Here is an 18,003-nt window from a genome sequence, read left to right as displayed (position 1 = left end):
GACACCTGATGACAGATTTCATCCGCCCCAGCGATTTGAAGGATGCCTTGGCGCAGCTGGGCGGTGGCGCATGGCGGCTGTTGGCAGGCGGCACGGATATCTATCCCGCCACCCAGAACGCCACGCTTTCGGGCGATGTGATGGACCTCACGGCCATTCCGGCGCTGCGCGGCATCACCCAAACAGATCACGGCTTGCGGATCGGGGCCTGCACCACTTGGGCCGAAATTGCCCGCGCGCCCCTGCCCCCCGCGCTACGCGCCTTGCAACAGGCCGCAGCCGAGGTGGGTGGCAGGCAAATCCAGAACGCAGGCACGCTTGGCGGCAATCTCTGCAACGCCTCGCCCGCTGCCGATGGGGTGCCGCCCTTGCTGGCCGTGGACGCGCAGGTGGAACTGATCAGCGCATCGGGCAGCCGCAGCCTGCCACTGGCCGACTTCCTGATCGGCCCGCGCAAAACCGCCCTGCGCCGGGCCGAGGTGCTGGCCGCAATCCTGATCCCAAAGCCCGGCTTGGAAGGGGCCTCGCATTTCCTGAAACTCGGTGCGCGGGCCTATCTGGTGATTTCCATCGCCATGGTGGCCGTGCGCCTGACCGCCGCAAAAGGCCAGATCACCAGTGCCGCGCTGGCCGTCGGGGCCTGTTCGGCCACCGCCCAGCGCCTTCCCGCCGCCGAAGCCGCGTTGATCGGCCTGCCGCTTGACCAAGCCGCAAGCGCCCTTGATGCGGCCAAGGTGGCAAGCGCCCTTTCCCCCTTGGATGACCTGCGCGCCACCGCCGCCTATCGCCACAGCGCCGCCGCCGAATTGCTGCGCCGCGCCATCGCCCAAACCTGCAAAGGGCTGACATGAAACTCCGGTTCTCGCTGAACGGCCAAGCTGCCGAATTTGATGCACCCCCCAGCCTGCGCCTCTCAGACCTCTTGCGCGAAAAGGCGGGGCTGCGCGGCACCAAGGTCGGTTGTGATGCAGGCGATTGCGGGGCCTGCACCGTGCTGGTGGATGGGGCCGCCGTCTGCGCCTGCCTTATGCCCGCCGCCCGCGTGCAAGGCACATCCGTCGAAACGGTCGAGGCACAGACCGACACACTCACCCGCCTGCGCGCCGCCTTTCACCGCCACGGCGCGGCCCAATGCGGCATCTGCACCCCCGGCATGTTGATGGCGGCCTCTGCCCTCTTGGCCGAAACCCCGCAACCCACGCCGCAGCAAGCCCGCGCGGCGCTGGGCGGGGTGCTTTGCCGCTGCACCGGCTATACCAAGATCATCGAGGCGATCTGCGATACCAACCCCGCCCCCGACAGCCCCGCCCCAAAGGCAGGCAAGGCCGTGGGTGCCGCCGCCCCCCGGCTGGATGGCGCGGCCAAGGTTGCAGGCGATATCTTTGGCGCGGACCTGTGGCAAGGCGGCGGGCTTGTGGTGCGGGCCATCCGCTCCCCCCATCCATCCGCCCGCTTCACCTTTGGCGATACCGACGCTTGGGCAAAGACCCATGGCGCGCAGGTCTTTACCGCAGCCGATATCCCCGGCCTCAACCGCTTTGGGGCCATTCCCCCCTTTGCCGACCAACCCGCCCTTGCCGAATCCCGGACCCGCCTGCGCGGCGAGGCTGTCGCCCTCGTCGCCCATGAAGACGGCAGCGACCCACCCGATCTGACCAGCTTTCCGATCACATGGCAGCCGCTGCCCGCCCTCACCTCCCCCCGCGAGGCGATGGCAACGGGCGCCCCGCAACTGCACGAAACCCGCCCCGGCAACACGCTGATCAAAGGCAGGGTGCAGCGCGGCGATGTGGCAACAGCTCTTGCAACCTCTGCCCATGTCGCCAGTGCCAGCATCGAAACCGCCTTCGTCGAACATGCCTATATCGAACCCGAAGCAGGGGCTGCATGGATGGATGGCGATGTGCTTGTCATCCGCGCCTGCACCCAAGCCCCGATCATGGACCGCGATGAAACCGCCACCGTCCTCGGCCTGCCCCATGACCGCCTGCGCATCATCCCTTCGGCGGTGGGCGGCGGTTTTGGCTCCAAACTTGATGTGTCCTTGCAACCCTTAATCGGCTTGGTCACGCTGAAAACCGGCCGCCCCTGCCGCATGACCTATACCCGCGCTGAAAGCATGGCCTCCACCACCAAACGCCACCCAGCACAGATGACAGGCCGCATCGGCTGCGACGCCGAAGGCCGGATCACGGGGCTGGAGTTTGATGGCATCTTCGACACCGGGGCCTATGCCAGCTGGGGCCCCACCGTTGCCAACCGCGTGCCGGTCCACGCCTCCGGCCCCTATTTCACCCCGCATTACCGGGCAGAAGCGCATGCCGTCCACACCAACAACCCGATCTCAGGGGCGTTTCGTGGCTTTGGCGTGCCACAGGCGGCGATCTGGCAGGAAACCATCTATGACAGGCTCGCCGATCAGGCAGGCATCGACCGGTTGGAATTTCGCCTCCTCAACGCCCTGCGCAACGGCCAAACCAGCGTCACCGGGCAACAGATGCAAGCCGCCGGCATTGCCGAATGCCTCACCGCGCTGCGCCCGCACTGGCAACGCGCCCTTGCCACGGCCCAACGGACAGCAGGTCGCGGGGTCGGCATCGCCTCCTGCTGGTATGGCTGCGGCAATACCGGCCTGCCCAACCCTTCCACCATACGGCTGGGCCTGACCCCACAAGGGGCATTGATGTTGCACCAAGGGGCCACCGATATCGGCCAAGGCGCCAACACCGTCATCACGCAAATCGCCGCCGATGCGCTGGGCCTGCCTTTGGCACAGTTCCAACTTGTTGGCCCCGATACCTTCCTCACCCCCGATGGCGGCAAAACCTCGGCCAGCCGTCAAACCTATGTCACCGGCCGCGCCGCCCAAGCTGCAGGCAGCGCCCTGCGCGCCGATATCCTGCGCCGCCTGAACATGGGCGACGGTGCAGAACTGGCGCTTGCCGGCAGCACACTTACCGCAAGCGAAGGCACCCAAACCGCCTCGCTGTCACTGGCCACACTGCCCGCCAACCCGCATGGCTATGCCCTGATGGCCGAAGAAACCTATGACCCGCCCACAACCGGCCTCGATGAAAACGGCCAAGGCACGCCCTACGCCGTCTACGGCTTTGGCGCGCAACTGGTGGAACTGGATGTCGACGCCACACTCGGCACCGTTAAACTGATCAAGATCACCGCCGCGCATGACCTTGGCCGCACAATCAACCCCCTGCTCGCCACCGGCCAGATCGAAGGCGGCATCGCCCAAGGCATCGGCCTTGCCCTGATGGAAGAATACCTCCCCGGACGCACCGAAAACCTGCATGACTATCTGATCCCCACCACAGGCGATGTGCCGGACATCGAAAGCCTGCTGATCGAGGTTCCCGATGATCACGGCCCTTACGGTGCCAAAGGCTTGGGCGAACACGTCCTCATCCCCACCGCCCCCGCCATTCTCAACGCGATACGCCACGCCACGGGGGCCGAAATCACCCGCCTCCCCGCGCTGCCCCATCGCATCCTTGCCGCAATAGAAAAGGCCAAAACATGACCCCCGCTTTCATCTATTCAAAAATATCCTCAGGGGGTGAGGCCAAAGGCCGAGGGGGCAGAATGCCCCCTTCCCCGCAACCGGACCCGCACGCACCATGACCACCCCCGAAAAAATCCGATGCGATGCCTGCCCGGTGATGTGCTATATCGCACCGGGACAAACCGGGGCCTGCGACCGCTACGCCAATGACGCAGGCCGCATCATCCGCACCGATCCCGTCGTTCTGCTCTCGAAAACCCTGACCGAGGGCGGGCGCATTGTCCTCTTCGCCGCCCGCGACTGGCAGGCAGAGCCGTTCCCCAGCGACACGCGTGTCACCGGCATCGGCTCTGGCACCACCTACCCCGATTACAAACCCGCCCCTTTCATCATCGCCTCTGAAATCGACGGGGCGGACATGGTGACTGTCGTCACCGAGGCCATCTTTTCCTATTGCGGCGTCAAGGTGAAGATTGACACCGACCGCTTTCTCGGCCCCGAAGGCGCCACCGTCCGCGCAGGCAGTGAGGCGGTCGGCCATGTCACCACCGCCGAATATGGCAGCCAGATGCTCTCGCTCGGCGGGGTGCACCACCTGACCGGGGGCGAGAAAGCCGAAGGCCGCGTCACCTGTGCCACCCTTCTGGCCCTGTGCAACGGCGAAGCGGTGGAACTGACGATCGACCAAGGCAGCACCGTCACCGTGCAGGCAGGTCACGCGCCAATCGTCGATGGCCGCCCGGAAAACCGGATGCGGGTGGGCTGCGGCTCTGCCACCATCGGCATGTTCGCCGACCAATGGCGGGGGCTGGTGGATGAGGTGGTCGTGGTCGATGACCATATCACTGGCGTTGTCTCGGAACATCAGGCCGGCAAAGTGCTGGGCTGGGAAGACACCGGAATCAAGATCCTTGGTCGCCGCTCTACCCCCGGCCGCTATTTCCGCGTGTCCGAACCGGGGCTTGGCTGGGGCGGCACCACGATCCGCGACCCGCTGGATATCCTTGGCCCCTGGAACCCCAAGAAAGGCGCACGGGCGGGCTTGCGGCTGCTTATGGTGTCCACCACAGGCGAAGAATTCGCTTATTACGAGCTGGATGATGCCCTGACCCCGCAGCCCAAACCGATCCCCGAGGCGCTGCTGCCTTCGGTCAAACTGATTGATGAAAACTGCGAACCCTCGCTCTGCACGGTGTTGTTCATGGGCGGGGCGGGTGGCTCTCTTCGAGCAGGTGTCACGCAAAACCCGGTGCGGCTGACGCGGTCGGTGCAGGCCCGGACCACCCGGCTGACCGCAGGCGGGGCGGAATGTTATGTCTGGCCGGGTGGCGGCATCACCTTCATGGTCGATGTCACCAAACTGCCGCCGGGGGCCTTTGGCTATGTGCCCACCCCCGCGCTGGTGGCGCCGCTGGAATTCACCTTGCCGCGCACGGACTATCTGGCCATGGGCGGGCATGCGGCGGCGATCAAATCCCTACCCGAGATGCTAGCGCAGGGTGGGGAATACCCGACAGGGGTTCGGCTTATACCTCAGAAGGCACCGCTGAAATGAGGCCGGGGGACTGTAGGTATTTTTGCCAAGATGAAATCAGCGGCCGGGGTTTTGGGCCCACAGCAGTAGGGGCCGCGTGATGCAGGTGGCGCGGCTGTCCGGCGGGCGGATACATTTGCACCATGGGCCGATTGACCTGATTGTCTGGGCCGAAGGCGCGGATGCCGATCAGGCGATGCGCCAAGCAGAGGCCCGGTTTGACGGGCTGTTGGCACGACTGGCGGCAGAGCTGCCCCAGTTGCGCAGCCCGCACCCGCAGACGTTCACCGACCCGATTGCGCAGGCGATGGCGGCGGCGGTCGCCCCGTTTCGCCCCGATTTCATCACACCGATGGCAGCGGTGGCGGGGGCGGTGGCCGATGCAGTGCTGGCCGCGATGTGCCACGGCACCGCGCTGAACCGGGCCTATGTGAACAATGGCGGCGATATCGCGCTGCATCTGGCCCCCGGCCACAGCCTGACGGCGGCCATGGCAGGCGGCGGGCGCGTTGTGCTGCGGCATGGTGAGGGCATTGGCGGCATCGCCACATCCGGGCGCGGCGGGCGCAGCTTTTCCTTCGGGATTGCCGATGCCGTGACCGTGCTTGCCCGGACGGCAGCCATGGCCGATGCCGCCGCCACCATGATTGCCAATGCGGTGGATCTGCCCGGCCATCCCGCGATCACGCGCCAGCCCGCGCGCCAGTTGCAAGCCGACAGCGACCTGTGTGACCGCCTTGTCACCACCGCCCTTGGCCCCCTGACCCCAGCCGAGGTGGCACAGGCCCTGACCGCGGGCGAGACCTGCGCACGGGCCTATGCGGCACATGGCCTGCTTGCGGGGGCGGGGCTTTTCCTGCACTCTGCATCCCGAACCATTGGCTATCTCGGCCTTGAAAAGGAGCCTGCCTTTGCCTGATTTCACCCTGCGCAAACTTCAGATCATTCTGGACGAAACCCATCACGAAGGCGGCCCGCGCGCGGACGTGCCACGCAGCCGGGGCGCCATTGTGGCCGTGGTCACCAACCCTTTCGCGGGCCGCTATGAACCCGATCTGCAACCCGCGATGGAGGATCTCAAACCCCTTGGGCTGATGCTGACCGACCGGCTGATCGCGGCCATGGGCGGGCGCGACGGGATCGACGGTTACGGCAAAGGCGCCATCGTCGGCAGCCGGGGCGAGGTGGAACACGGCGCGCTGTGGCACATGCCCGGCGGCTATGCCATGCGCGAACGCCTTGGCACCAGCCGCGCGATTGTGCCATCCGCGATGAAAGTGGCCAGCATGGGTGCCAGCCTTGACGTGCCGCTGGGTCATATCAACGCCGCCTATGTGCGCGGCCATTTCGATGCCTTTACCGTATCCGTCACCGATGCCCCGCGCGAGGATGAGATTGCCTTCATCCTGTGCATGGCCCGCGGCGCGCGGGTACATTCGCGCATGGGCGGGCTGGAACTGGCCGATGTAAAGGGCGAGGACGGCCTGCGCTGATGCGGCGCGCGGCGGCCATATCGCTGCTTTGGCCGGGGGCGGCACTGGCCTGCGCGCTACCCCCTTCCATCATCATGACCCTGCCAACCGGCTATTACATGGCGGGGGCGGCGGCCACCGTGGCGGTGACCGGGCTGTTGGCTGCAAGCCCCAACCTGCTGCCCCGGATGGAGGCGCGGGTGCTGCTGCGCCGCCGCGTGCTGATCCCCGTGATGGCCAGCAGCTATGCCGCTTGGGTCTTGTTCCTTGCACTGGTCCTGATCGGCTTTATCGGCGCGCGCGACCCGATGCACAACTTGCTGACACTGACCATCTGGACCGTGGTATGGGTGGCCCTGCCGATGGGTTGCATGATCTTTGGCAACCTGTGGCGCGCGGTAAACCCATGGACAGCCCCGATCCGCCTGACCCGGCAATTGCTGGGCCGCAGCACCGGCATCGGCCTTGCCCGCCTTGGGCATTGGCCCGCCGTGCTGGGCCTGTTCGGCTTCTTCTGGTTCTACATCGTCTCCATGTCACCTGACGATCCGCAAACCCTTGCCACCGCCGCGCTGAGTTATTGGGCCGTGGTCTTTGCCCTTGGCGTCTTGGAAGGCGAGGATTGGCTGGAACAGGGAGAGTTTCTGACCGTCTATTTCGGCTTTCTGGCCAAAATCGCCCCCTTCTGGCTGGAACGAGATAGCACGCGCGCCACCGTGAAATACGGCTGGCCGGGAACGCAAGTGCTGCATATGCCGCCGCTGTCGCCCTCGGCCATTGCCTTTGTCACCTTGTCGCTGGCCGGGCTGACCTTTGACGGGCTGCGAGAGACGTTCTGGTATATGGGCCTGATCGGGGAAAACCCGTTGGAGTTTACCGGGCGCTCTGCCGTGATCGGGGTGAACAGTCTTGGCTTGCTCGTGACTTGGGCGCTGACGGCCACAACCATTCTGGCCGCGCTGCGCCTTGGTCCCTTGCTGCAATCGCGCCCCGTGCTCGCCTTTGCGGGCGGGGCTGTGCCCTCTGAAAAACGCCCCAACCTTATGCCCGTCATGCTGTCGTTTCTGGCGATTTCGGCGGGCTATCACGCCGCGCATTACCTGACGACGCTGCTGACCGCCGGGCAATACACGCTGGCCGCGCTGAATGACCCGCTGTTTCGCGGTGATGATTTTCTGGGCCTGCCCCCGTTTTATGTGTCGATGGGATTTTTGACAGATCGCTGGGCCATGACGCTGGTGTGGAACACGCAATTCACCCTTATCCTTGGCGCACATATCCTTGCGGTGATCCTTGCGCTACGGCTGTCGCCCGAAGGGGTGCAGGCCCGCGCGCATTTCCCCCTGACGGCGCTGATGGTGGCCTATACGGTGCTGGGGCTTTGGCTGCTGGCCTCGCCCGGTGGCTAAAGCAATAGACAAGCCGCTTGCATCGGTTCATTCTTGGCCCAAGGCCAAAGCGACAAAAAGGCCAGCCACAACAGACAGAGGATTGTGACATGACGAAACTGATCGGAATCACCCCCTCCCGCCGCAGCTTGCTGAAGGGGATGGCGGCCACCGCTTCGGCCCTGGCACTGCCCGGATTTGTGCAGGCGCAATCTTCTGCGCCCATCAAGCTGGGGTTTCAGTTGCACCGCACAGGGATCGGCGCTGCTTATGGCCGCTGGTATGAACGCACCACCCAAGCTGCGCTGAAAGTGCTGAACGACCAAGGCGGCATCAATGGCCGCCCGGTGGAAGTGGTGTTCGAGGATGATGGCACCGACCCGAAGCGCGGCGCGGAAGTGGTGGAAAAGCTGGCCTCGCAAGCAGGTTGTGACGCGATCTTCGGGCCGCTGTTCAGCCATGTCGTCATCGGCTCTGCCCCCCGCGCGGGAGAGTTGAAAGTGCCTTATCTGGTTTGCTCTGAAGGGTATCATGTGGCCAGTGGCAAGCTGAACCGCTGGACCATGCAGCCCGGCATTACCGATGTGCGGGCGCAGGTTTCGTCCATGGCGCCATGGGTCGCCAATAATCTGGGCAAGAAGGTAACGATGGTGTTCCCCGATTATGCCTTTGGCCATGATCACCGTGACTTTTTCACCGCCGCGATTGCCGCGCAGGGCGGCGAGGTGATCAAGCATATCGCCGTGCCGCCGACCGAAACCAGCTTTACCCGCTATCTGCCGCAAATCCCGCGTGACACAGAGGTTCTGTATCACGTCATGGTCGGCCCTGCTGTGCTGACCTTTGTGAAGGAATTGGGCGAGTTTTACGGCAGCGGCGCGCGGCCCGAAATCTTTGGCTTCATCGACAGCCTAGAGGCGGTCGATACCGCCGCCCCCGGCCTGGAATTTCTGGAAGGCACCCATTTCTGGGAAGGCCATTGCCGGGTGAAACAAGCCGACGCGTCCGAGCATGAAACCTTTTACCGCGCGGCGGTGGGCGTGGATGACAATGGCGCCTCGGTTTCGGATGCCAAGGATGTGTCGACCTATGCGCATATGTTTTCAACATGGGAAACGCTGTTCCTGATCAAGGCCGGGATGGAAGCGGCAGGCTATCAGGGCAGTGCCGACCGCCAGAAGCTGATCGAGGCATTGGAGGCAATGACCGAGCTGCCGGAAAGCCAAGCGCATCCGCAAGGGTCCAAGATCTTTAACGGCAAGCTGCATCAGGTGTTCGGGCGTCAGAACATCTCCAAGGTGGAAGGCGGAAAGCTGGTGCGGGTGCATCAGACCACCATCGACGAGACGATGTATGAAAGCGATGTGGATTATACCGCGATGTCGTTTTGATGGGGCAAGGAGGGAGGGGGCGCTGCCCCCTCGCCGCGATGCGGCTCACCCCCGAGGTATTTGGACCAAGATGAAAGACTGGCACGACTGAATGGATTTCGGCCCCTATCTTTTGCTGGCGCTGATGGAAGGCACCGTGATGGCGGCTGTTCTGGCGCTGACGGCGGTGGGGCTGTCGCTGGTCTTTGGTGTGATGCGCGTGGTGAATGTGGCGCATGGCGAGTTTTTCATGCTGGGCGCGGTGGTGGCGTGGTTTGTCACCCATTACATGCCCGGCCCGCCTGCCCTTGCCTTTGCCGCGGCTTTGGTCATTTGCCCGTTGGTCGTGGGCGGCATTGCGGCGCTTTCGGATACGCTGATCCTGAAGCGGTTGAATTATGACCCGGAGGCGACAATCGTTGCCACCATCGGGCTGTCTTATATCTTTCAGCAAGCCGCGCTGACGTTTTATGGCCCCGACGCGCGCCCGGTAGAGGCACCGTTCAACCTGCGGCTGCAACTGCCATGGTTCGGCTATTCCGGCTATAAGATCGCGGTTGTCCTTGCGGCGATGCTGCTGTTGCTGGCGGTCTGGCTGTTGATGACGCGGACACGGGCCGGGTTGATCATGCGGGCCACGCAGCTTGACCGCAACACCGCGCGGGCGTTTGGCATCAATGTCGACAAGGTTTATGCGGGTGTTTTCGCGCTGGGCGCGGGGCTGGCGGCGGTTGCGGCGGTGCTGATCGTGCCGATCCAGCAGGCGCATTACCTGATGGGGCATGACCCGCTGCTGCTGTCCTTTATCGTGGTGATCATCGGCGGATTGGGCAGCTTGCGCGGCACCTTGCTGGCCGCCGTGATCATCGGCCTGTCGGATGGCGTGATCTCGGTGTTCTTTTCGCCAACGCTGGCAAAGATATTGGCAACCCTGCTGGTGGCCATGGTGCTGGTGTTTCGCCCGCAAGGCCTGTTCGGGGCAAAACCATGACGCGCGCCATCGCCCTTCATCTTGCGGTTCTGGCGCTGCTTTTCGCCGCGCAATTCATCCTGCCCCCCTATCACCACACCAATATCGCCCGGATCATGGTGCTGGCTGTCTTCGCCATGGGCTATAACATCGCCTTTGGCTACACTGGCCTGCTCTCGCTCGGTCACGCGCTGTTCTTCGCCACTGGCCTTTATGCCACCGGGCTGGGAATAGAGCTGTGGGGCCTGCCCGCAGCGCCTGCCCTTGTGCTGGGCCTGCTGGCCGGAGGTGCGATTGCAGCGGCCACCGGCGTTCTGGCCCTGCGCACCGGTGGCGTCAGCTTCATGATCGTCACACTGATGTTCGCGCAAGCGGGCTATCTGACCATTCTGTATTTCGGCAGCTATACGCGCGGCGATGAAGGCTTTGTCATCGCCCGCGCCGCCCGCAGCCTTGGCCCGCTGGACCTGTCAAGCGATACGCCCCGCTATTTCGCGGCACTCATCCTGTTCGCCCTGGGCCTGCTGGCCAATCTTGCGCTCGTCCGCTCGCGGCTTGGTCGCGCCATGGTCGCCATGCGCGAGAATGAGGAACGCTCGCGCATGCTGGGCTATAACCCGTTCAAGGTAAAGCTGACAGCGCTGGTCATCTCCGGGCTTTATGCAGGGGCGGCAGGGGCGGCCTATGGCGTGCTGTTTGGCTATGTCGGGGCCAGCTTTGCCGCGATACAATATTCCATCATGCCGCTGCTATATGTGCTGCTGGGGGGCGCGGGCACCACGCTCGGCCCGTTTCTGGGCGCGCTCTTGATGTTCTATCTGATTGATCTGTCCTCGGGCGTCACAACCGCGCATCTGTTTGTCGTGGGGGCGGCGCTTCTGGTGCTTGTGCTGTTTGCGCCCAAGGGCATTCTGGGCTGGCTGCGCGACAGGGGGGCAAAATGGCTGCCATAATCCTGTCTGCCCGCGGGCTCAGCAAACATTACGACGGTATCAAAGCGGTGGAGGCTGTGGATTTCGACCTGCAGGCCGGGCAAATCCACGCCCTGATCGGCCCCAATGGCGCAGGCAAGACCACCTTTGTCAGCCTGCTGTCAGGCCGCATCCCGCCCAGCGCAGGCCGGATCACCTTTGACGGGGCCGATATCACCAAGCTTCCCGCACATGAACGGGTCGCGCGCGGCATCGCCTATACATTCCAGATCACCTCAATCTACGCCAATCTGCCGGTGTTTGATAACGTGGCACTGGCGATCCAACGCAAAGGCAGCCGCACCCTGCGCGCCGATACCATGGCCGCCCTTGCCCGCGTCGGGCTGGACCCGATGGCCGACCAGATCGCAGGCACTCTGGCCTACGGCCACCAACGCCTGCTGGAAATCGCGATGGGCCTGTCGATGGATCCGAAACTCCTGATACTTGATGAACCGACCCAAGGCCTCGCGAATGCCGAGATTGACGCCTTCAACACCCTGATCCGCGCGGTCACGCCAAAAACCACCGTGCTGCTGATCGAACATAACATGGATGTGGTCATGGACCTTGCCGACCAGATCACCGTGCTGAACTTTGGCGAAACACTTGCCACCGGCACCCCCGCCGAAATCCGGGCCAACCCGGCGGTGCAATCCGCCTATCTGGGGGGTTAGGGCCATGCTGGACCTGTCAGCCATCAACGCCGCCTATGGCAATGTGCAAGTGCTGCGGGGCCTGTCACTCACCGCCAAACCGGGCGAGGTAACCTGCGTCATGGGCCGCAACGGCGCAGGCAAAACCACCATGCTGCGCGCCATCATGGGGCAGGTTCCCGTCACGGCAGGCAGCATCACATTGAACGGCCAACCGCTCCACAGCCTGCCCGCGCATGAGGTGCCACGCCATGGCATCGGCTATGTGCCCCAAGGCCGCCGCCTGTTCGGTGAACTCACCGTCGCCCAGAATATTCAGATCGGGCTGATGACCCGGCAAAAGGGCGCAAAAACCCGCGATGCGGTGCTCTCACTGTTCCCACGCCTGCGCGAACGGCTCTCGCAACGCGCCTCCACCCTGTCGGGGGGCGAACAGCAAATGCTCGCCATCGCCCGCGCCCTCTGCCTTGAACCCAGCGTATTGCTCTTGGACGAACCGACCGAAGGGCTGCAACCCTCCATGATCACCCTCATCCGCGACACGCTGCTCACCCTGAAATCCACCGGCGTCGCCACAATCCTTGTCGAACAACGCGTCGATGCCGTGCTTTCCATGGCCGATCACATCGCCTTCGTCACCCATGGCACCGTGGCCGAAACCTTGCAAAACACAAACCTCAGCTCCGCCACCCCGCAATTCCAAAAATACGTTGGGGTCTGACAATGCCCCCCTCCCGCTTTCTTTTCGGCACAAATATCCGCGGAGGGGGTCCGGGGGAGGCAGCCAGCCTCCCCCGGCCTGCCCATATGCAGCAAGGTCCAAAACCATGACAAACCTCATCGCAGGCGCCGATGTCGGCGGCACCTTCACCGATCTTGTCATCCTCAACCCTGCCACGGGCGAAGTGCGGCTTGCCAAAACCCCCACCACGCTGGACCAAAAGGCCGGCGGGCAAGCCGCAGGCGTGCTGGCCGCCTTGGATCAGTCGCAAACCCCGCTGGACCAGATCGCGCTGATCGTCCACGGCACCACCACCACCACCAATGCCGTTCTGGAACGCAAGCTGGCCAAAACAGGGCTGATCACCACGCGCGGCTTTCGCGATGTGCTGGAGCTGGGCCGCCGCACCCGGCCCAACCCCTACGGCATGACGGGCCAGTTCACCCCCGTCATCCCCCGCGATCTGCGCCTGGAAGTGGCCGAGCGCATGGATGCCAAGGGTCGCATCCTGACCCCGCTGGATGAGGAGGAACTGCGCCAAAACGTCACTAAACTGGCGGAAATGGGCTGCGAATCCCTCGTGATTCACTTCCTGCACGCCTATGCCAACCCCGCCCACGAACGACGCGCCGCCGAAATCGCAGCCGACCTCTGGCCCAGTAGATATATCACCTGCGGCCACGCCCTCTTGTCCGAATCGCGAGAGTTTGAGCGGGGTGTGACCGCCGCCGTCAACGCTGCCGTCCAACCCCTGCTGGAACGCTACATCCAGTCCCTTGCCACGACCCTGCACGCCAAAGGCTACAAACACGACCTTCTCGTGATGAACGGCAACGGCGGCATGGTCCCCGCCGCGCAGGTCAGCGCCGAGGCGGTGAAAACCGTGATGTCCGGCCCCGCTTCGGGGGTCATGGCTGCCGTGGCCACAGGCCGCCGCGCGGGCATGCCCAACCTCATCACCTATGACATGGGCGGCACCTCGACCGATGTCGCCCTTATCAAGAACGCCCGCGCCCCGGTCTCCAACGAAATCGAGGTTGAATATGCCATGCCGATCCACGTTCCGATGGTCGATGTGCGCACCGTGGGCGCGGGTGGCGGCTCTATCGCGCAGGTGGATGCAGGGGGTATGCTGCGCGTTGGCCCGCAGTCCGCAGGCTCTTTCCCCGGCCCGATCTGCTATGGCAACGGTGGCACCGAGCCAACGATTTCCGACGCAAACCTGCTGCTTGGCCGCCTGCCTGCCAGCCGCTTCGGCGCGCATCAAGACCAGCTTTCCGCCATATTCGAGACGAAAATCGGCGCGCGCCTTGGCCTTTCGCCCGAAGCCGCCGCCGAAGCCGTCATCCGCATCGCCAACACCCATATGGCGGGTGCCATCCGCATGGTGTCGCTGTCGCTGGGGGCCGATCCGCGGGATTACGCGCTCTTTGCCTTTGGCGGCGCAGGGCCGCTGCATGCCACAGCGCTTGCCGCCGAGCTGGGCATCCCCCGCGTGCTGGTCCCGGCCCGCCCCGGCATGACCAACGCACTTGGCTGCGTGGTCGCCGATTTGCGGCACGATTCGGTGCGCACACTCAACCAACCGCTGGATACGGCGGATATCGCGCAGATCCACGCCATTCTGGCAGAACAGATCGACACCGGAACCGCCCGTATCAAGGCCGCAGGCATCGCGCTGACCGATATTCAGACAGAGCTTTCTGCCGATATGCAGTTCATCGGCCAAACCCACCTGCTGCGCGTGCCCCTGGCCAGCGCCACACCAACCCGCGCAGATCTGCAACAGCGGTTTGAAGCCGCCTATCACGCGCGCTTCCGCGTCAATCTGCCCACAATCCGCGCCAATCTGGTCAACCTCAACGTCTCGGTCATCGGGCAGCGCCCGGAAATGGACCTGTCGCGTCTGATTGATCCGGCAGGCCGCCATAGCACCGCCACGCCGCAATCCAGCCGTAAGGTCTGGTTCAACGGCTGGGTGGATACCCCCGTCTATTGGCGCGACCACCTGCCGCTGGACCTGCAACTGAACGGCCCCGCCATCATCGAACAGATGGATACCACAACCCTCGTTCATCCCGGCTGCACGGTCACATCCGACCCCGATGGAAACCTGATCATCACGGTGCCTCATGGCTAAAACAGTCTCTAACACTGCGAAAATCGACCCCATCACCCTCGCCGTGATCCAAGCTGGCCTGCAACAATGCTGCGATGAGATGGATCTGACCTTCAGCCGCGCCGCCTTTTCTCCGGTGATCGCCGAGGCGGATGACAGGTCCGATGGTATCTATTCCGCCACGGATGGCGCGCTGATCGCTCAAGGCGCGCGTGGGTTGCCGGTGTTTGTGGGCACCATGCAGTTTTCCACCCGCCATATCATTGAACGTATCGCCAGCGGCGAAACCTTGCCCCCCGAGGAAGGCGATATTTACATCGTCAACGATCCCTACCTTGGCGGCACGCATCTGATGGATGTGCGCTTTGCCATGCCGTTTTACCGGGACGGCGCGATTTACTGCTGGCTGTCCAATACCGGCCACTGGCCCGATACGGGCGGCGCGGTGCCGGGTGGCTTTTCCGCCTCGGCCACCGCTGCCGAACAGGAAGGCCTGCGCCTGCCCCCGGTCAAACTGTTCAAAAAGGGCCAGTTAGACCCTGAAATCTGGTACATCATCCGCTCCAACATCCGCGTTTCCGAACAACGCATCGGGGATGTGCAGGCCCAAGCCTCGGCGCTGCTGGTCGGCGCGGACCGGCTGACCGAACTTCTCAACCGTTACGGTGACGCCACGGTCAGCGCCGCCATTGCCGAAATCCGCAGCCTTGCCGCCGCGCAGATGCGGGCCAAAATCGGGCTGATCCCCGAAGGAAGCTACAGCGCCCGCGCCTTTATCGATTCCGATGGCGTGGTGAATGAACCCCTGACCATCGCGCTGACCGTCACCCGCCAAGGTGACCGGCTGACGTTTGATTTCACCGGCTCCTCCTTGCCCTGCGCCGGGCCGATGAATTCGGTGCGGGCAACCACGTTCTCCTCGGTCTACCTCGCGCTGCGCCACATTTTCCCCGATGTGCCGCTGTCTGCGGGCGCCTTTGAGCCCTTAGTGATTACGGGCCACGAGGGCACCTTCCTTGATGCCCATTACCCCCGCCCCGTCTCCGGCTGCGCCGCCGAGGTCAGCCAGCGCATCGCCGAGGCGGTCTTTGCCGCGCTGGTTCAGGCCCTGCCGAGCCATGTCACGGCCGCCCCCGCTGGCACCTCCGGCAATTTCGGCCTTGGCGGGCATGACCCGGAAAAGGGCCGCGATTTCGTGATGTATCAGATTTCGGGCGGCGGTTATGGCGGCAATAGCGACCATGATGGGTTGTCGAACGGCTGTTCCACCATCGGCATTTCCAAGGCCCCCCCGGTGGAGATCATGGAGCAAAACTTCCCCGTCCTTTACCACCGCTATGCCCTGCACGAAGGCTCGGGCGGGGCGGGCCAGCATCGCGGCGGCTTCGGGCTGGACTATGAGATAGAGCTGCTGCGCGGCCATGCCCGCGCCAGTTTCGTGATGGACCACGGGCGCACAGGCCCCTTGGGCGCGATGGGCGGCGCGGATGGCGCGATGAACCGGGTCGAGGTGACGCGCGGCGGCGAAACCTTCACCCCGCCGCATCTGTCCAAAGCGCAAGATATCGCCCTTGCCCCCGGTGATCGCGTCCGCGTCCGCACCCCCGGCGGCGGCGGCTATGGCAACCCCGCGCTGCGCGATCCGGCGCTTGTGGCCGAAGACATCCGCCTTGGCCGCTACTCGCCAGAGCAAGCCCGCGCCTTATTCAAAGGCGCGGCAGGCGGTTAATTTTTGGTGAATTTTTTGGATGAAATGTTTGTAAATCAATGTATTAGCAGACATTCCGTGCGCGATTCATCCGTGCTATGCTTTGCCACCCTTAAAGAACCGCCGAATCAGAATCCCCGTCCCGGTTTCCCAGATCAGCTTCAGATCAAAGCACAGCGACCAGTTCTTTTGATAAATCAGATCCAGCCGCGCCTTTTGCGGCACGCAGCGCTCTGAATAGACCCGGTCGGTTTCCTCGCGGCTGTGACAGGCCGCCAAAAGCTTTTCTTCCCGGTCATGAAAACGCAGGCTCGCCAACCCGGTGATCCCGGTCGGGCTTTTCAAAACCTGCCCATAAAGGTCAGGGAAGCGTTCCACATATTCCCGCAGCGGGGGGCGGGGGCCGACAAAGCTCATATCCCCTTTCAGCACGTTCCATAGCTGCGGCACCTCATCCATCCGGGCCCGCCGGATAAAGGCCCCCAGCGGGGTAATCCGCGCGGTCTTGTCGCCGCCCGAAACACCGCTGTCTTGCCCCGCCACCGTCATCGTCCGCAGCTTCCACAGATGAAACGGCTGCCCCACGCCTTTCATCCGCTCGGCAACGTAAAACAGCGGAAAACCTTCCTTGAAGATCATCACGATCAAAAGGATGGAAAACGGCAACACAAGGATCATCGAGAGGATCACAACCAACACCAGATCCAGCGCGCGTTTGCTTGGCTTCATCCCTGTATCTCCCGCCATTCGGCCACCATGTTTTCTGGCCGCCCGGCCCCGGCCGCCAACGGAACCAAAGCCTGCAAGCGGGCGGTTTCCAGTTCGACCTTCGGGATAACAGCCGGATTGGGCGGCGCGTAGGCCCAGCCAATCCCCGCCGCATCCAACAGCGCGCCCATCGACACCGCAGGCGCGGCGGCCACATTCAACACGGGGGGCAAATCCGCGCCCCGCGCCGCCCGTTCCGCAAGCCCGCCCAGCACCAAAGCCAGCGTTCGCGGCCCGATATAAGACCGCACAGGCCCGCCGTCCTGCCCCGGCACCGGATCAAGCTGCACGACCCTGTCCGCCCGCGCCTGACCCAGCAGCGCATCCAGCCCGGCGATATTCCCAATCCGCAGGATCGTCACGCCCAGCCCATGCGCGCGCTGCCAGTCCAGCACCGCGCGTTCCATCGCCAGCTTGGCCGCACCATAGGGGGCGGCTGGCTGGGGCTGGCTTTCCTCCGGCAAGGCGGTGCCCGCCGCACCATACACCGCCGCCGAGGAGGCCAGAAATACATGCCGCGCGCCACCCGCTTTTGCCGCCGCACAAGCCGCGAGCGCAAGATCGGTATTCTGCCCCATCTGCCCTGCCGTCCCCGGCACAACACCCGCCAGACACAGCACCACGCCCCCTGTCAGATCAACCGGACAAGGCTGCGCCAGAATATCCCAAGCGACATATCCGGCAGCAGGCCGCCGCGCCTGCCAGATCGGGCGCAGGCCCATCGGCGGCCTTGTGGCCCAACAGTGCCGCAACACCCGACCAATGCGCCCGGTCGCACCCATGACCAAAAGCGGGGCGATCATCGGCAC

Annotated in this window: 15 protein-coding genes; 13 read left to right on the top strand and 2 right to left on the bottom strand. The window is 64.1% G+C overall.

Translation table 11 applies throughout. The features are described 5' to 3' along the window. The first annotated feature begins 8 nt into the window (after window positions 1-8). The 13 genes from EGN72_RS12950 to EGN72_RS12890 all read left to right on the top strand — a co-directional run bounded on the left by EGN72_RS12950 (window position 9) and on the right by EGN72_RS12890 (window position 16,447). Window positions 9-851 (top strand): xanthine dehydrogenase family protein subunit M, encoded by an 843-nt coding sequence (locus EGN72_RS12950; protein ID WP_127048246.1) that lies wholly within the window; start codon window positions 9-11, stop codon window positions 849-851. Then, on the top strand, window positions 848-3,535 hold the full coding sequence (locus tag EGN72_RS12945) for a molybdopterin cofactor-binding domain-containing protein (protein ID WP_127048244.1): 2,688 nt from the start codon (window positions 848-850) through the stop codon (window positions 3,533-3,535). The genes EGN72_RS12950 and EGN72_RS12945 overlap by 4 nt, the downstream gene beginning before the upstream one ends. A gap of 97 nt (window positions 3,536-3,632) precedes the next feature. Beyond that, complete coding sequence (locus EGN72_RS12940; RefSeq protein WP_127048242.1) at window positions 3,633-5,072, top strand: 6-hydroxynicotinate reductase; 1,440 nt, start codon at window positions 3,633-3,635, stop codon at window positions 5,070-5,072. Between the two features lie 79 nt (window positions 5,073-5,151). Further along, window positions 5,152-5,970 carry a UPF0280 family protein gene (locus EGN72_RS12935; protein ID WP_127048240.1) on the top strand — a complete coding sequence of 273 codons (819 nt, stop codon included), beginning with the start codon at window positions 5,152-5,154 and terminating at the stop codon, window positions 5,968-5,970. Continuing rightward, window positions 5,963-6,544, top strand: a complete 582-nt coding sequence (locus EGN72_RS12930; protein WP_127048238.1) for an amino acid synthesis family protein — start codon at window positions 5,963-5,965, stop codon at window positions 6,542-6,544. Before EGN72_RS12935 ends, EGN72_RS12930 begins: the two co-directional genes overlap by 8 nt. Before the next feature lie 74 nt (window positions 6,545-6,618). Next, window positions 6,619-7,932 carry a hypothetical protein gene (locus tag EGN72_RS12925; protein WP_158623193.1) on the top strand — a complete coding sequence of 438 codons (1,314 nt, stop codon included), beginning with the start codon at window positions 6,619-6,621 and terminating at the stop codon, window positions 7,930-7,932. A gap of 89 nt (window positions 7,933-8,021) precedes the next feature. Beyond that, window positions 8,022-9,302 (top strand): ABC transporter substrate-binding protein, encoded by a 1,281-nt coding sequence (locus tag EGN72_RS12920; RefSeq protein ID WP_127048235.1) that lies wholly within the window; start codon window positions 8,022-8,024, stop codon window positions 9,300-9,302. 91 nt (window positions 9,303-9,393) lie between these two features. Next, complete coding sequence (locus EGN72_RS12915; protein WP_127048233.1) at window positions 9,394-10,272, top strand: branched-chain amino acid ABC transporter permease; 879 nt, start codon at window positions 9,394-9,396, stop codon at window positions 10,270-10,272. Continuing rightward, the gene (locus EGN72_RS12910) at window positions 10,269-11,204 is read left to right on the top strand and encodes a branched-chain amino acid ABC transporter permease (RefSeq protein WP_127048230.1); all 936 of its coding nucleotides are present in this window, start codon (window positions 10,269-10,271) and stop codon (window positions 11,202-11,204) included. The genes EGN72_RS12915 and EGN72_RS12910 overlap by 4 nt, the downstream gene beginning before the upstream one ends. After that, window positions 11,192-11,899, top strand: coding sequence for an ABC transporter ATP-binding protein (locus EGN72_RS12905; protein WP_127048228.1), 708 nt, complete (start codon window positions 11,192-11,194; stop codon window positions 11,897-11,899). The genes EGN72_RS12910 and EGN72_RS12905 overlap by 13 nt, the downstream gene beginning before the upstream one ends. A 4-nt stretch (window positions 11,900-11,903) precedes the next feature. After that, a complete protein-coding gene (locus EGN72_RS12900; RefSeq protein ID WP_127048226.1) occupies window positions 11,904-12,599 on the top strand; it encodes an ABC transporter ATP-binding protein in 696 nt (231 codons plus the stop codon). A 106-nt stretch (window positions 12,600-12,705) separates the two neighbouring features. Next, window positions 12,706-14,739: a hydantoinase/oxoprolinase family protein gene (locus EGN72_RS12895; protein WP_127048224.1), complete on the top strand. Its 2,034-nt coding sequence runs from the start codon at window positions 12,706-12,708 to the stop codon at window positions 14,737-14,739. Next, window positions 14,732-16,447 carry a hydantoinase B/oxoprolinase family protein gene (locus EGN72_RS12890; RefSeq protein WP_127048222.1) on the top strand — a complete coding sequence of 572 codons (1,716 nt, stop codon included), beginning with the start codon at window positions 14,732-14,734 and terminating at the stop codon, window positions 16,445-16,447. The genes EGN72_RS12895 and EGN72_RS12890 overlap by 8 nt, the downstream gene beginning before the upstream one ends. Before the next feature lie 75 nt (window positions 16,448-16,522). On the opposite strand, the gene EGN72_RS12885 is transcribed toward EGN72_RS12890, so the two are convergent. Continuing rightward, the gene (locus EGN72_RS12885; protein WP_127048220.1) at window positions 16,523-17,155 is read right to left on the bottom strand and encodes a sugar transferase; all 633 of its coding nucleotides are present in this window, start codon (window positions 17,153-17,155) and stop codon (window positions 16,523-16,525) included. After that, entirely contained in the window at window positions 17,152-17,997 is an 846-nt protein-coding gene (locus EGN72_RS12880; protein ID WP_127048218.1) for an NAD(P)-dependent oxidoreductase, read from the bottom strand. The genes EGN72_RS12885 and EGN72_RS12880 overlap by 4 nt, the downstream gene beginning before the upstream one ends. Window positions 17,998-18,003: the final 6 nt, after the last annotated feature.

The sequence above is a fragment of the Pseudorhodobacter sp. E13 genome, from assembly GCF_003991405.1.
GTDB lineage: Bacteria > Pseudomonadota > Alphaproteobacteria > Rhodobacterales > Rhodobacteraceae > Pseudorhodobacter.
Note: the sequence above shows the minus strand (reverse complement) of the source record. Positions and strands in the feature narration are given on the sequence as shown.